Consider the following 13,732-nt stretch of genomic DNA (forward strand, 5'->3'; position numbering starts at 1 on the left):
CCAGGGCCCAGCCGCCCGGCACCGGCGAATCCCCAAACCAATGATCCGAACCTGGAACAGGCCCTAGCCCGAACCCGCTGCACATGGCGGCCTACCAGTATGAAGGAACTTGTATGCACGAGTATACGAGTAGCACCCGGGTCTGGGGGCTCACTTGCCCAGGATTTCCCGAAGAGGTCAGCCGAGCCCGCCGATGGACTCGGGACATCCTGCGCGGGTCCCCCTTAGCCGACGATGCCGAACTGATCGTGAGCGAGTTGAGCGCGAACGCGATCCTCCACACGGCGAGCGGCCTGGAGTCCGGCAGGTTCCACCTGGCCCTCGCGGTCTCCGGACGAGCCATCGCCCTGTCGGTCACGGACGACGGAGGAGCCACCACGACCCCCAAGGCCGAGGAGGACCAGGCCGACGATGCCGAGCACGGCCGAGGCCTCCGCCTGGTCAGCGTGATCGCCCACCGGGTTGTGGTCCACGACAGCGACGGGGGCAGGACGGTCACCGCAGAACTCTTCACGGACGGCCGCAAGGGAGAGCACCTGTGCTGAGCAACGAGCCCCGCCGCGGCTACTGGTGCGAGTGCTGGACACACGATGCCGACGAACAGCAGCCGCCGGCACTCCGCGCATCGTTCGACGCCTACTCGGCACCCCAGGCAGACAGATGGGTGGCGGTCACACTCCGCACGATCTCCCCCGCCCTGGACCCCGACGCCTCCGACCAGGCGTGGGCCTGGCTCTACCAAGGCCGCGTAGCTACACGGCACGCTCTACTGCGATCCGAGCCCTGTGCGGTCACCGTCACCCAGGCCGACACACGCATCACGTGGACCATCCGGCCAGTGATCTTCCTGCCGCTCGCACACCGACAAGGCGTAGAACTCCCGGCCTGCGCATACGACTTCAAGCCCCACGTGCCCGACTGAGTTACAACTTTCTCTACTGGTTCAAGGCACCCGGCTGCGCTCCGCTCCGCCGGGCGCGCTCCCGGCTCCGCTGCGGGCGGCGCTCCTGCCTTCGGCCCGCTCTGCCCGCGCTGCGCCGACGCGCGCCCACATGTGGATAGGGCCGGTGGCCATGAGTCGATCACCGCAGAGCGCTGCCAACGGTCAAGGCGATGCCTCCGGCGGGGGATCGGCCGGCACCGGGATGGAGGGGGCGCCGTCGTCGACCGCGGGCCCGTAGTGGTGTGCGCGGGGAGTTCCCATCCCGTCCACCGTCGCCCCAGGCAGAGCCGAGTAGACGCGGCCCATGGCGTCCAGGTCGTTCGTACAGTGGCGCGCTCTGCCTGGACACCAGGAACCACGCCCGCTCCAGGTGTGTGGGTCGACGGCGGACGGGATAAATGGGGGGGGAGAGAGAGCGATGGGATCGTAGAAAGCGGGTGAGCGTGGCTGCGCCAGGTGTACCCTTCCCTCTTGGCGGGGATCATGGAAAGCCTTCATGAAAATTAGCTACGCCTGCCAACCCGAACCTCAATCTGTTTTTATTGGCATGCCGCAAGATGTGTGGCGTCCATGCCGTCAGGGGGTCTCCGATGATTTTCATGCCCAACGTCGTCATCGGTGGCCACTACCGGCTCGTCCGGAAGCTCGGCGAAGGCGGTATGGGACAAGTCTGGTTGGCATTCGATGAGCATCTGCGCCGCCACGTAGCAATCAAGCGCATGTTCATGCCAGACTTCGACGAGATGACTCGCCGAACATTGCACCAACGCCTCATCAAGGAGGCGCGCAATGCAGCGCGAATTAAGCACCCTGATGTTGTCCAAGTCTTCGGAACGATCGAAGAAGACGGCGAGCCTCTCATCATCATGGAGTATCTAGAATATCCGAACTTGGCGGCGTATGTTGCCGAAAACGGGATCTTGGAGGCTCGCGCTTTCGCTCCCACGGCGCTGCGACTGCTGAAGACGGTGCAGGAGATTCACGGCCAGAAGATCCTCCATCGCGACTTCAAGCCCGCAAATTTGCTTGTGTTTCCCGAGGCAAGCCGCATCACCATCCTCGACTTCGGTATCTCCAGGGCGGTGGATGACACGCGGACAGTTGCCCAGGGGGCGATGGGGACAGTGGCATTCATGGCGCCAGAGCATCTGGCAACCGGAGAGGCATCAGAGTTGACCGACACATGGTCGGTCGCGATGACCCTGTACTGGGCGCTCACCGGTGAATTGCCACCCCAGCGGCACAAGATCCCGCCTCTGCAAGGTGGTACACCCACCGAAAAAGCGATCATGGGAATGTTGGCAGTTAATCCCGAACATCGCTGGACGCTGAGCAAGGCAGTCAAATACCTGAATGCAGCGTCGCGTAAGGGTGAGCTTGCGACTCGACATGCCGTGGATAAAAAACGGCTTGAGCGCAAACCTGTTTACACGGCTTGGCGCCGCGACAGCAGGAACCGCCTAATTTCGGCCAGCGTTGCCGTTGCGGTGACAACTTTTGCCGCGATAGTAGTATCCATGAACGGTATTCATTCAGGGGCCAAGGAGTCGGGAACTGCGCCTAGGGCAGCTCACTCGCCAAGCCCCGAACCTACCCTTTCTGGAAAATCGAAAACCCCGCCGCCAATCAACAAATCATCCGTTGAACTTCTGCAAACGGGTGGACTATTTCGGAGCGACGAAATAACGATTGACCTCAAAGATGGTTGGATCGCTAGTCGTGATGATGGCGGCAAACTGCGGGTCAGTTCCCCCTCCGGCCCTACCTACGCGATCAGGCAATACGGCAAAAGCGATCTGGATGTCGTCGCCAGAGCGGAGGCGAAAAAAACCTTCTTAGGCGTAAAGGGGGAATTTCGCTACAACCCCTGGCCCGCCAAAGCTGAAGTGACGTGGACGACTTGGACCGATTGCGGCTTTTTGGGCGGCCATAAAGTTTCTTGCCCTATTGCCTATATGGAGCGACTCGAAAGTCAAAATCAGGCCGTCTTTGGCGTCGAAGTTCAGGGTCGCGATCCGGTCACTATTCGCCCCGATTTGGTCGATTTAATGGACCGAGTCACGCTTTCTCCATAACGTCAGTCGCGGAGGAAGGGGAGTTCCGGACGGTGGCAGCATTTCCGGAACGCCATTGAATGTTCATCATGCCTTGCCGACTTCGATATTTCGGGACGAAGAGGTCCAACGGTTCTTGCCCGCACCGACGTGCCAGACTTCCGTGAGGAGAACGAGCAACCAGCTCACGGGGGGCGACCATGTCAACATCATTCGCTGGCTCCCTGCTTTCGCTGCTGATTCTGGTCGGGACACTCCGGCTCGCATGTGTCGTGCTCGGCCTGCATGGCCTGCTCCTCGGGCACATGCCGGGCTGATGGCTACAGCGCCACGTTCGCCAGCCGAGACTCTGGGGAGCGGGTGCTCTCCTCGTTGCATGCGGCGGGTTCCAGCATCCGTCGTTGACAGCGGTCGGAATTGGCCTTGTCGCCTTGGGGCATGTGGTGAAGCCAACTTCGTGATCACCTGAAGGGAGATGGCTCGTGCCAGACGCGTGCCAGATTCGGCAGGGAGTCACGGGGAACAGCGGGGAACGAACGGGCCGCTCACCGGGTCGTCGACGCCCTTCGCCGCAGGTCAGCCCCGCAGCGCTCCCCAGATCACCTCAGCTTCCCAAGCTGATGGCTCAGGCGTTGTCGTCACGGGCCGGCCGTCACAGCTTGCTCTGGTCGACGGCACCAGCAGCGTGGCTGAGGCTGGTGGGGGTGCAGCGAGGCCACGCGCGCCTAGTCGGTCGACGCGCCCGCCGTCGTGGCTGACTGTCGTCGGCTGAGGTTCAGGCGGCGCGTATCGAGGGTGCCGGCCGTCAGCCGAGCGCGGCAAAGCTGGGCCGTCTCTGGGCCGTCCGACGTCGCTCAACAGTGGCCAATGACGACCAACGACGACCACCAGGCGCACGAGTCCACCGGCCCTGACCAGCAAAAACCCAGTTCACCAAGATCTCCGGCAAGACCCAGGGAAAGAAGAAGTAACCGGTACTGATCAAGCCCCCTGCCTGCGGTTTCTCCGCTGCCAGGGGGCATCTTCACGAGCGGGGCCGTCTTGGGTGGCGCCGGGCAGCGCCGGTGAGGCCCAGAGCCGTCGGCCGTGCGGATCGGCGAGCACCCGCGCGTTCATGCCGTGCACCCACGAGTTCGTCCCCTGGCTCGTCAAGCGTGGCCGGTGGCTGTCCCGCTCGCCGGGCATGGTGGTCCGCCGTGTACCAGCGAGAGTGGCGTCGGCCACGAGCGCCCAGGGGGCACGGCGGCGGGTCCTCCGGACCGGTGCCCGGTGGACGGCCCCCGCCCCGGCACTCCTGTGGACCGCCCGGCGCGGCCCGGTACGGCGCGGTGGGGGCGGCACGGGCGGGTGAGGGCCCCGGCGCCTTCCGGCGGATCCGGGCCCTCACCGTCGTATCCGCCCCACGGCGCTCAGCCGCACTGGCAGGGGCCGCCCGACTGGCATCCGCAGCCGCACCCCGAACCGCAGCCGCACGCGCCGATCAGGGGCAGGGCCCTGATCTCGGCGGGCTGCTCGGTGGTGCGCTCCCGGGTGGGGTCGGGCGGTGCGGCGGGGGTGCTGGGGGATTCGGGCATGGTCCCTCCTCAAGGCATGGGTCCTGTGCTCATTGCATGCCCATCCGGCACGGCGCATCAACGGCGCACATCAGCGCGCTGCCGTCCCCCCCGCGCCTCGGCGCGCACGCCGGGGTACGGCCGGGAGCACACGGACGCCCTGAGCCCCCGCCCGCCGAACACCGGCGGGCGGGGGCTCAGGGCGTTGTCCGAGTCCCGCCGGTGCACGACCGGAAGGGCTCAGACGCCCTCCACCCCGGCGACCGGCTGCTGCCCGTCCGACTGGAGTTCGTCCGCGTGCTCGCCCGTCACCAGGTACACCACCCGCTTGGCGACCGCGACCGCGTGGTCGGCGTACCGCTCGTAGTAGCGGCCCAGCAGGGTGACGTCGACGGCCGTCTCGATGCCGTGCTTCCAGCGGTCGTCCATCAGGTGCTGGAAGAGGGTGCGGTGCAGCAGGTCCATCGCGTCGTCGTCCTGCTCCAGCTGGAGCGCGAGGTCGACGTCCTTGGTGATGATGACCTCGGCGGCCTTGGCCATCAGGCGCTGCGCGAGCTGGCCCATCTCCAGGATGGTGGCGTGCAGGTCGTGCGGCACCGCCCGCTCCGGGAAGCGCAGCCGCGCCAGCTTCGCCACGTGCTGGGCGAGGTCGCCGGAACGCTCCAGGTCGGCGGACATGCGCAGCGACGTGACCACGATCCGGAGATCCGTCGCCACCGGCTGCTGCCGGGCCAGCAGCGCTATCGCCCGCGCCTCCAGGTCGTGGTGCAGCTCGTCGACCTTCTGGTCGGCCTCGATCACGCTCTCGGCCAGCTTCAGATCGGCGTCGAGGATGGCGGTCGTGGCGCGCCCGATCGCCGAGCCGACCAGCCTGGCCATCTCCACCAGACCGTCGCCGATCGAATCAAGTTCCTCGTGGTACGCGTCCCGCATCAGGGTCCCTCTCTCACGTCTGCAGCTGGGGTTCCGGGGGCCAGAAGACGGCCGCCAGGACCGGCTCGAACGGTTCTGCGACCGGGTCGAGACGGCCCGCGACCGGCACGGGACGGTGGTGACGTACCGGCCGTGCGAACCCCACGTTCCCACGTTCGGCCCCCGACGCGTCGGTTTCCGCCACCCCGAATGAACCATCACTGGCTCTGAGGTGAACTCTGGGCGACGAGTGTTCGAGGTCGCACGCGGACGGCTGTGGCCAGTGCGGATCCCGTGCCTAACCTGGAGGCATGGACGTGAACGCGGCGGTCGCCGCAGCGGCAGCGATCGCCGGGGTGCTCACCGGCGTGATCGCCATGCTGGCGTTCCGCTGGAGCGAGCGGGAGCTCAGGCGCCCGACCCGCACCTCGTTGCACACCGACCCGGTGCTCCCACCGGGTGTGGACACCGTCCTGTCGGTCCTGCGGTCCTCCGCCGTCGTCCTCGACGAGGGCGACGCCGTGGTCAAGGCCAGCTCGGCGGCGTACGCGCTCGGCCTGGTCCGCGGCGGCAGACTGGCCGTCGAGCCGATGCTCCAGATGGCCCGGGACACGCGGCGCGACGGAGAGATACGGCAGGTCGAGCTGGACCTGCAGCGGCGCGGGGCCGGACGGGGCGAGGCCCTGGCGGTTTCCGCCCGAGTGGCCCCGCTCGGCTCCCGGCTCGTGCTCCTGCTCGTCGAGGACCTCACCGAGTCCCGGCGCATCGAAGCGGTACGCCGGGACTTCGTCGCCAACGTGAGCCACGAGCTGAAGACACCGGTCGGGGCCCTCTCGCTGCTGTCCGAGGCCGTCATGGACGCCTCCGACGACCCGGAGGCGGTGGAGCGCTTCGCGGGCCGGATGCAGATCGAGGCGACCCGGCTGACCAACCTGGTCCAGGAGCTCATCGACCTCTCCCGGGTGCAGAACGACGACCCGCTGGAGGACGCCGAGCCGGTCGGCATCGACGAACTCGTCGACGAGGCCATCGACCGCTGCCGGCACGCGGCCGGCACCAAGCAGATCACCATGGCCACCGGCGGCACCGCGGACCTCCAGGTCCGCGGCAATCGGGGCCAGCTCGCCGCCGCTCTCGGCAACCTCGTCGAGAACGCCGTCAACTACTCCCCGGCCCGTACCCGCGTCGGCATCGCTGCCCGGCGGGTTTCCGCACCCGGCGGCGACATGATCGAGATCGCCGTGACGGACCAGGGCATCGGCATCTCCGACCGGGACAAGGAGCGCATCTTCGAGCGCTTCTACCGGGTCGACCCGGCCCGTTCCCGGGCCACCGGTGGTACCGGCCTGGGCCTGGCCATCGTCAAGCACGTGGTCGCCTCGCACGGCGGGGAGGTCACGGTGTGGAGCGCAGAGGGACAGGGCTCCACGTTCACACTCCGGCTGCCGGAGGCCGGCGCGGCACGGGACCGCGCCCAGCAGCACCCCGACCTCGACGACGAGGACGGGAACGGCGACGGCCACCGTTCGTCCCCCTCATCCCCCGACTCAAACGCGTACGAAACGCTTTCCGCCCCGGAGGTCCTTCCGTGACCCGTGTGCTCGTCGTCGAGGACGAGGAGTCCTTCTCCGACGCCCTGTCGTACATGCTCCGCAAGGAGGGATTCGAGGTCGCCGTCGCGGCGACCGGCCCCGATGGACTCGACGAGTTCGAGCGCAACGGCGCCGACCTCGTCCTCCTCGACCTGATGCTGCCGGGGCTGCCCGGCACGGAGGTGTGCCGCCAGCTGCGCGGTCGCTCCAACGTCCCCGTGATCATGGTGACCGCCAAGGACAGCGAGATCGACAAGGTGGTCGGTCTGGAGATAGGAGCCGACGACTACGTCACCAAGCCCTTCTCCTCCCGTGAGCTGGTCGCCCGCATCCGCGCGGTGCTGCGCCGCCGCGGCGAGCCGGAGGAGGTCACTCCGGCCGCGCTGGAGGCGGGCCCGGTCCGCATGGACGTCGACCGGCACGTCGTCACGGTCGGCGGCGCCAAGGTCGACCTGCCGCTGAAGGAGTTCGACCTGCTGGAGATGCTGCTGCGCAACGCCGGCCGCGTCCTCACCCGCATGCAGCTCATCGACCGCGTCTGGGGTGCCGACTACGTCGGTGACACCAAGACCCTCGACGTCCACGTCAAGCGCCTGCGCGCCAAGATCGAGCCGGACCCGGGCGCGCCGCGCTATCTGGTGACGGTGCGCGGCCTCGGCTACAAGTTCGAGCCGTAGGCCGGACTCGGCCGGCCCGGGCCGGACCTGCCGCGAAGGGCGGCACCCCACGGGGTGCCGCCCTTCGCGGCGTTGCGGACCGCCCGGTGACCGGAGCTCCACCGTCGGGAGCTCCGGCGGCCGGGGCTACTCGGAGGCCGAGGCCGACGGGCTGGAGCCCTCGCCGGCCGGGGAGCCCGAGGCGGACTCCGAAGGCGAGGCCGACACGCCCTCCGACGGCGTACCGGAGGGGGCGGCGGTCGTGGCGCTCGGGACGTCGCTCGGGCCCCACGCGGAGAAGTAGCTCGTGGCCGGGACGACGAAGGCGTTCAGGCTCACGTCACCGGTCTCGCTGAAGGTGAAGGTGACCTTCTCGACGTTGCCGTCCTGGAGCGCCTCGTTGCTGTCCGGCAGCGAGGCCGCGGCGTTGCCCTTGCCGCCGATGACGAGGGAGCCGCCGGCGGGGATGCTGAGCTTGCCGCTGCCCTCGGCGGGCTTGAGCTCGGCGGTCCGGTCGACGCCGTTCACCTTGACGGCGTCCAGGGTCTGGGGGGCGGTGCCGGTGTTGAACACGGTGGCGGAGACCACGGCCGGGCCGCTCGCATCCCGCTCGGGCTGGGTGATGACCAGCGCGTTCTGGATCTTGACGGCGCCGACGCTCGTGGCCGCGTTGTCCGGCTTGACCTGAAGGGTCTGAGCGTCGTTTCCGGCGCCGCAGGCGGCCAGCGAGGCGATCGAGACGGCAATGACGGAGGCGGCGAGGGCGCCGCGTCGAAGGCTGCTGCTCACGGCGGCGGCAACTCCTTGAACGCAGGGTAAGGCAGCTCTCCTGGTAAAGCCGCCCTAAGGGTCTGTCAGCGGCTTCAGGTTACCGAGCTGTTCTCCGGCCGCCGCACCCGACCCTCCCCCGAGCGGTTCGGCTTCGCCCGAGCAGGTGCCCCTCGGGGGCGGGCACTGCTCACGGCGAGTGACTCGCGCGGCCACCGGAGACACTTCGGCGCACGGCTCGTCCGCCATTCACATAAGTCGCCGTCGGGCTCCGGCCGGGATCCCGGCGAATTTTCCGTGAAGGAATGCGCGGCTCCCCGGTGTGGGAGCCGGAAATTGATCAACGCGGGTAGCGTCCGGTACTTCTGTGGCGGCCGTGATCAATTCCGGATTCGTCTCGTATCCACCGCGGAGCCACCGAACGGAGTAGCGTAAGTCGCACACCTGGAACCGGACATTTGTGGACGTTCGGTCGTCCGGACGGGTCTCCGGGTGCGTGTGACGTACGTGTTTCACCCCGCCCGTGAAGCGGCTCCGACCTGCGAATACCCGCTTCCGCTCCCGTGGCGCAGCACGTTCCTGTTGCTGTTGTCAAGCCCCGAGATATGCCCTGACCTGCGAAAACGCCATTCAGAAGACGCTGTATCCGTGTTACCCTGGATAGCCACGGAAGGGGTACCTGTCACATGACGTTCAAGGTTGGCGACACCGTGGTCTATCCCCATCACGGGGCCGCGCTGATCGAGGCCATCGAAACTCGCCAGATCAAAGGCGTGGACAAGACCTACTTGGTGCTGAAGGTCGCCCAGGGTGACCTGACGGTACGTGTGCCAGCGGACAATGCGGAGTTCGTCGGCGTGCGTGATGTGGTCGGTCAGGACGGGCTGGACCGGGTCTTCGAGGTGCTGCGCGCACCGTATGCGGAGGAGCCCACGAACTGGTCGCGTCGCTACAAGGCAAACCTGGAGAAGCTCGCCTCCGGCGACGTCATCAAGGTCGCGGAAGTAGTGCGCGACCTGTGGCGCCGTGAGCGCGAACGCGGACTCTCCGCAGGTGAGAAGCGCATGCTCGCCAAGGCGCGGCAGATCCTGGTGAGCGAGCTGGCCCTCGCGGAGAACACGAACGAGGACAAGGCCGAGGCTCTGCTCGACGAGGTTCTTGCGTCCTGACGCAGGCGCACGCTGCCCGGAACGCTTCGTACATGGCTGTCCGCGGTGCCCGATGACGGTGAATTCCGTCGCCGGGCGCTGCGGCATGTTCGTACGCGGATGCGCCGCGTCCGTACCGTACAACGGGGGAGGTACCCCGGCACCGAGGGGAGTGATCCCCCCGGCCCTGTGCGCCGGGGCCGGGTGATCGGCTCGACCGTGGTCACGGAAAGGGTCCGGTCTGCGGTGCCCCACCCCCGCGCACTCCTCCAGGCCATACCCACGCCAGGCCGGCACACAAACCTGACAGGAACCGATGTCTGACGTTTCCAGTGCTCCCCCCGCCGAGGCCGCCCGCACGGCCGTCGTGATCCCGGCCGCCGGCCGGGGCGTGCGGCTCGGGCCCGGCGCCCCCAAGGCCCTGCGCACACTCGGCGGCGTCCCCATGCTCGTCCACGCGGTCCACGCGATGGCCGCCTCGCGCGCCGTCTCCCTGGTCGTCGTCGTGGCCCCGCCCGACGGCACCGCCGAGGTGAAGTCGCTGCTGGACGGGCACGCGCTGCCCGAGCGCACCGACGTCCTCGTCGTGCCCGGCGGGGACACCCGCCAGGAGTCCGTCAGGCTCGGGCTCGACGTGCTGCCGCCGGAGTACGGCATCGTGCTGGTCCACGACGCGGCCCGCCCGCTGGTCCCCGTCGACACCGTCGACGCCGTGATCGACGCCGTACGGGAGGGCGCCGTCGCCGTCGTGCCCGGCCTGGCGCTCGCCGACACCGTCAAGGAGGTCGAGCCGGCCGCCGTCCACGGCGACCCGGAACCGGTCCTCGCCACGCCCGAGCGGGCACGGCTGCGGGCCGTGCAGACCCCGCAGGGGTTCGACCGGGCGACCCTGGTCCGCGCCCACGGGACCGTCACCGGCGCGGTCACCGACGACGCCGGCATGGTCGAGCAACTGGGGGAGCGCGTCGTCGTCGTCCCCGGGCACGAGGAGGCCTTCAAGGTCACCCGCCCGCTCGACCTGGTCCTGGCCGAGGCGGTCCTGGCCCGCAGGAGGCTCACCGATGGCTTCTGACGCCCCCGTGGTCCCGCCGCTGCCCCGGGTCGGCATCGGCACCGACATCCACGCCTTCGAGGACGGGCGGGAGCTGTGGTGCGCCGGGCTGAAGTGGGAGGGCGAGGGCCCTGGCCTCGCCGGCCACTCCGACGCCGACGTCGTCGCGCACGCCGCCTGCAACGCCCTGTTCTCCGCCGCCGGCCTCGGCGACCTCGGGCAGCACTTCGGCACCGGGCGGCCCGAGTGGTCCGGTGCCTCCGGCACGGTGCTGCTGACCGAGGCCGCGCGGATCGTGCGTGAGGCGGGCTTCACCATCGGCAACGTCGCCGTCCAGGTCGTCGGGTCCCGGCCGAAGATCGGCAAACGGCGCGACGAGGCGCAGAAGGTGCTGTCCGAGGCGGCGGGGGCGCCGGTGTCGGTCTCCGGTGCCACCACCGACGGACTGGGCTTCCCCGGGCGGGACGAGGGGCTGATGGCCGTGGCCACGGCCCTGGTGGTGAAGACCGGCTGAACCGCCCGCGGCGGCGTGGGCCGGTAGCACTTCGGACAGGGCGTCGGTCGCACCCCCCGCGGCCCACTACTCTTGAGTGGTGACTATTCGCCTGTACGACACCAGCGCCCGGCAGATCCGCGACTTCGCCCCGCTCACGCCGGGCTGCGTCTCGATCTACCTGTGTGGCGCCACCGTGCAGGCGGCTCCGCACATCGGGCACATCCGCTCCGGGCTGAACTTCGACATCATGCGCCGCTGGTTCACCCACCGCGGTTACGACGTCACGTTCATCCGCAACGTCACCGACATCGACGACAAGATCATCAGGAAGGCGGCCGAGCAGAACCGCCCCTGGTGGTCGATCGGCTACGAGAACGAGCGCGCGTTCGACGACGCCTATACCGCGCTCGGCTGCCTGCCGCCGACCTACGAGCCGCGGGCCACCGGGCACGTGACCGAGATGGTCGAGATGATGCGCACGCTCATCGAGCGCGGCCACGCCTACGAGTCCGACGGCAACGTCTACTTCGACGTCCGCTCCCTGCCCGGCTACCTGTCGCTGTCCAACCAGGAACTGGAGAACCTGCTCCAGCCCTCCGAGGAGGGCGAGACCGGCAAGCGCGATCCGCGGGACTTCGCCATGTGGAAGGCGGCCAAGCCGGGCGAGCCCAGCTGGGAGACCCCGTGGGGACGCGGCCGGCCGGGCTGGCACCTGGAGTGCTCCGCCATGGCGCACAAGTACCTGGGCAGCGCGTTCGACATCCACGGCGGCGGGATCGACCTGATCTTCCCGCACCACGAGAACGAGATCGCCCAGGCCCGCGGCTTCGGCGACGCGTTCGCCCGCTACTGGGTGCACAACGCCTGGGTCACCATGAGCGGCGAGAAGATGTCCAAGTCGCTCGGGAACTCCGTCCTCGTCGCCGAGATGGTCAAGCGGTGGCGGCCCATCGTGCTCCGCTACTACCTGGGCACCCCGCACTACCGCTCCACCATCGAGTACAGCGAGGAGTCCCTGCGCGAGGCCGAGGCCGCCTTCGCGCGGATCGAGGGCTTCGTGCAGCGCGTCACCGAGCTGGCCGGCGAGACCGTCGATCCCGCCGGCCGGGTGCCGTCCGCCTTCGCCGAGGCGATGGACGACGACCTCGGCGTCCCGCAGGCTCTCGCCGTCGTGCACAACACCGTCCGGCAGGGCAACAGCGCGCTGGCCGCCGGCGACAAGGACGCCGCCGTGGCGCGGCTCGCCGAGGTCCGGGCCATGCTCGGCGTCCTCGGGCTGGACCCGCTCGACGAGCGGTGGGCCGCCGAGGGCGACCGCGGCGCCGAACTGCACGGAGTCGTCGACAGCCTCGTACGGCTCGTCCTCGACCAGCGCGAGGCCGCCCGCGCCCGCAAGGACTGGCCGACCGCGGACGCCATCCGCGACCGGCTGGGACAGGCCGGGCTCGTCATCGAGGACGGCCCGCAGGGCCCGCGCTGGAGCCTCGGGGCGCACTGAGCCGGACCCCGGAGCAACAGGTCCGCAGAAGATCGACAGTGCCGTCCGGGCCTCCGGGCGGCACACTTCACAGACGTACGTACGACAGCACACGACAGACAGGTAGGTCAGTCATGGCCGCGAACAACCGCCGCATGTCCGGCAAGAAGGGCGCGCAGGTCGGCAGCGGCGGCAAGCGGCGCCGGGCCTTGGAGGGCAAGGGGCCGACGCCCCCCGCCGAGATGCGCAAGGGCCACCCCAAGCAGCGCGCCGCCCAGTCCAAGACGCGCCGTGCCCAGGGACGTCCGCAGCAGCGTCGCGGCGCCGGCCGGTCGACCGCCGAACTCGTCGTCGGCCGCAACCCCGTCGTCGAGGCCCTGCGTGAGGGCGTGCCCGCCACGACCCTCTACGTCCAGCAGTTCATCGACAACGACGAGCGCGTCCGCGAGGCCCTCCAGCTCGTCGCCGACCGGGGCGCGGTCAACCTGATGGAGGCCCCCCGGCCCGAGCTCGACCGCATGACGAACGGGCTCAACCACCAGGGTCTGGTCCTCCAGGTCCCGCCGTACGAGTACGCCCACCCCGAGGACCTCGCCGACGCCGCCGCCGAAGCGGGCGAGGACCCGCTCATCGTCGCCCTCGACGGGGTCACCGACCCGCGCAACCTCGGTGCCGTCGTCCGTTCCGTCTCCGCCTTCGGCGGCCACGGCGTCGTCGTCCCCGAGCGGCGGGCCGCCGGCATGACCGCCGGCGCCTGGAAGACGTCCGCCGGCACGGCCGCGCGCACCCCCGTCGCCCGCGCCACCAACCTCACCCGGGCGCTGGAGGCGTACCAGAAGGCAGGGATCGTCGTGGTCGGGCTCGCCGCCGACGGCGAGGTCGAACTCGGTGAGCTCCAGGCGCTGGACGGGCCGGTCTGCATCGTCGTCGGCAGCGAGGGCAAGGGCCTGTCCCGGCTGGTCGGCGAGACCTGCGACTTCCGCGTGCGCATCCCGATGCCGGGCGGCGCCGAGTCGCTCAACGCCGGTGTCGCGGCGGGTGTCGTGCTGTACGAGGCGGCGCGCCGCCGCGCCTGAACCCGC

13 protein-coding genes and 1 pseudogene are annotated in these 13,732 nt (G+C 69.2%); 10 read left to right on the top strand and 4 right to left on the bottom strand.

The window, feature by feature from the left end:
* Window positions 1-113: 113 nt before the first annotated feature.
* The 3 genes from I3F54_RS01840 (at window position 114) to I3F54_RS01850 (ending at window position 3,018) form a co-directional block, all read left to right on the top strand.
* Entirely contained in the window at window positions 114-545 is a 432-nt protein-coding gene (locus I3F54_RS01840) for an ATP-binding protein (protein ID WP_240116762.1), read from the top strand.
* Window positions 539-922, top strand: coding sequence for a hypothetical protein (locus I3F54_RS01845; RefSeq protein ID WP_240116763.1), 384 nt, complete (start codon window positions 539-541; stop codon window positions 920-922). Before I3F54_RS01840 ends, I3F54_RS01845 begins: the two co-directional genes overlap by 7 nt.
* Window positions 923-1,542: 620 nt before the next feature.
* Window positions 1,543-3,018, top strand: coding sequence for a serine/threonine-protein kinase (locus I3F54_RS01850; RefSeq protein WP_240116764.1), 1,476 nt, complete (start codon window positions 1,543-1,545; stop codon window positions 3,016-3,018).
* Between the two features lie 1,017 nt (window positions 3,019-4,035).
* Here I3F54_RS01850 and I3F54_RS01855 read toward each other — a convergent pair.
* The 3 genes and pseudogenes from I3F54_RS01855 to phoU all read right to left on the bottom strand — a co-directional run.
* Window positions 4,036-4,119 (bottom strand): annotated as a pseudogene (locus I3F54_RS01855) (IS5/IS1182 family transposase); the annotation flags it as partial.
* A 287-nt stretch (window positions 4,120-4,406) separates the two neighbouring features.
* Window positions 4,407-4,571: a hypothetical protein gene (locus I3F54_RS01860; protein ID WP_240116765.1), complete on the bottom strand. Its 165-nt coding sequence runs from the start codon at window positions 4,569-4,571 to the stop codon at window positions 4,407-4,409.
* A 219-nt stretch (window positions 4,572-4,790) separates the two neighbouring features.
* Window positions 4,791-5,483 (bottom strand): phosphate signaling complex protein PhoU, encoded by a 693-nt coding sequence (phoU, locus tag I3F54_RS01865; RefSeq protein ID WP_240116766.1) that lies wholly within the window; start codon window positions 5,481-5,483, stop codon window positions 4,791-4,793.
* Window positions 5,484-5,773: 290 nt separating this feature from the next.
* On the opposite strand from phoU, the gene I3F54_RS01870 reads away from it, so the two are divergent.
* Both I3F54_RS01870 and I3F54_RS01875 read left to right on the top strand, forming a co-directional pair.
* Window positions 5,774-7,054: a cell wall metabolism sensor histidine kinase WalK gene (locus I3F54_RS01870; RefSeq protein ID WP_240116767.1), complete on the top strand. Its 1,281-nt coding sequence runs from the start codon at window positions 5,774-5,776 to the stop codon at window positions 7,052-7,054.
* A complete protein-coding gene (locus tag I3F54_RS01875; protein WP_037653407.1) occupies window positions 7,051-7,731 on the top strand; it encodes a response regulator transcription factor in 681 nt (226 codons plus the stop codon). The genes I3F54_RS01870 and I3F54_RS01875 overlap by 4 nt, the downstream gene beginning before the upstream one ends.
* A gap of 126 nt (window positions 7,732-7,857) precedes the next feature.
* On the opposite strand, the gene I3F54_RS01880 is transcribed toward I3F54_RS01875, so the two are convergent.
* Window positions 7,858-8,499, bottom strand: a complete 642-nt coding sequence (locus tag I3F54_RS01880) for a DUF461 domain-containing protein (RefSeq protein WP_240116768.1) — start codon at window positions 8,497-8,499, stop codon at window positions 7,858-7,860.
* 665 nt (window positions 8,500-9,164) lie between these two features.
* Between I3F54_RS01880 and I3F54_RS01885 the strand changes: the two genes are divergently transcribed.
* The 5 genes from I3F54_RS01885 to rlmB all read left to right on the top strand — a co-directional run bounded on the left by I3F54_RS01885 (window position 9,165) and on the right by rlmB (window position 13,726).
* Entirely contained in the window at window positions 9,165-9,647 is a 483-nt protein-coding gene (locus I3F54_RS01885) for a CarD family transcriptional regulator (protein WP_003953493.1), read from the top strand.
* A gap of 295 nt (window positions 9,648-9,942) precedes the next feature.
* Window positions 9,943-10,698 (top strand): 2-C-methyl-D-erythritol 4-phosphate cytidylyltransferase, encoded by a 756-nt coding sequence (gene ispD, locus I3F54_RS01890; RefSeq protein WP_240116769.1) that lies wholly within the window; start codon window positions 9,943-9,945, stop codon window positions 10,696-10,698.
* Window positions 10,688-11,191, top strand: a complete 504-nt coding sequence (ispF, locus tag I3F54_RS01895) for a 2-C-methyl-D-erythritol 2,4-cyclodiphosphate synthase (protein ID WP_240116770.1) — start codon at window positions 10,688-10,690, stop codon at window positions 11,189-11,191. Before ispD ends, ispF begins: the two co-directional genes overlap by 11 nt.
* 79 nt (window positions 11,192-11,270) lie before the next feature.
* A complete protein-coding gene (cysS, locus tag I3F54_RS01900) occupies window positions 11,271-12,671 on the top strand; it encodes a cysteine--tRNA ligase (RefSeq protein WP_240116771.1) in 1,401 nt (466 codons plus the stop codon).
* Between the two features lie 113 nt (window positions 12,672-12,784).
* On the top strand, window positions 12,785-13,726 hold the full coding sequence (gene rlmB, locus I3F54_RS01905; RefSeq protein WP_240116772.1) for a 23S rRNA (guanosine(2251)-2'-O)-methyltransferase RlmB: 942 nt from the start codon (window positions 12,785-12,787) through the stop codon (window positions 13,724-13,726).
* Window positions 13,727-13,732: the final 6 nt, after the last annotated feature.

This window comes from Streptomyces sp. MUM 2J (assembly GCF_022414535.1).
Lineage (GTDB): Bacteria > Actinomycetota > Actinomycetes > Streptomycetales > Streptomycetaceae > Streptomyces.

What these genes read in the sequence shown, in the direction of transcription:
- I3F54_RS01870 (WP_240116767.1), top strand. Translation starts at nt 5,774, where the DNA reads ATGGACGTGAACGCGGCGGTCGCCGCAGCGGCAGCGATCGCCGGGGTG.
- ispF (WP_240116770.1), top strand. Translation starts at nt 10,688, where the DNA reads ATGGCTTCTGACGCCCCCGTGGTCCCGCCGCTGCCCCGGGTCGGCATC.
- phoU (WP_240116766.1), bottom strand. Translation starts at nt 5,483, where the DNA reads ATGCGGGACGCGTACCACGAGGAACTTGATTCGATCGGCGACGGTCTG.
- I3F54_RS01860 (WP_240116765.1), bottom strand. Translation starts at nt 4,571, where the DNA reads ATGCCCGAATCCCCCAGCACCCCCGCCGCACCGCCCGACCCCACCCGG.
- I3F54_RS01885 (WP_003953493.1), top strand. Translation starts at nt 9,165, where the DNA reads ATGACGTTCAAGGTTGGCGACACCGTGGTCTATCCCCATCACGGGGCC.
- rlmB (WP_240116772.1), top strand. Translation starts at nt 12,785, where the DNA reads ATGGCCGCGAACAACCGCCGCATGTCCGGCAAGAAGGGCGCGCAGGTC.
- I3F54_RS01840 (WP_240116762.1), top strand. Translation starts at nt 114, where the DNA reads ATGCACGAGTATACGAGTAGCACCCGGGTCTGGGGGCTCACTTGCCCA.
- I3F54_RS01850 (WP_240116764.1), top strand. Translation starts at nt 1,543, where the DNA reads ATGCCCAACGTCGTCATCGGTGGCCACTACCGGCTCGTCCGGAAGCTC.
- ispD (WP_240116769.1), top strand. Translation starts at nt 9,943, where the DNA reads ATGTCTGACGTTTCCAGTGCTCCCCCCGCCGAGGCCGCCCGCACGGCC.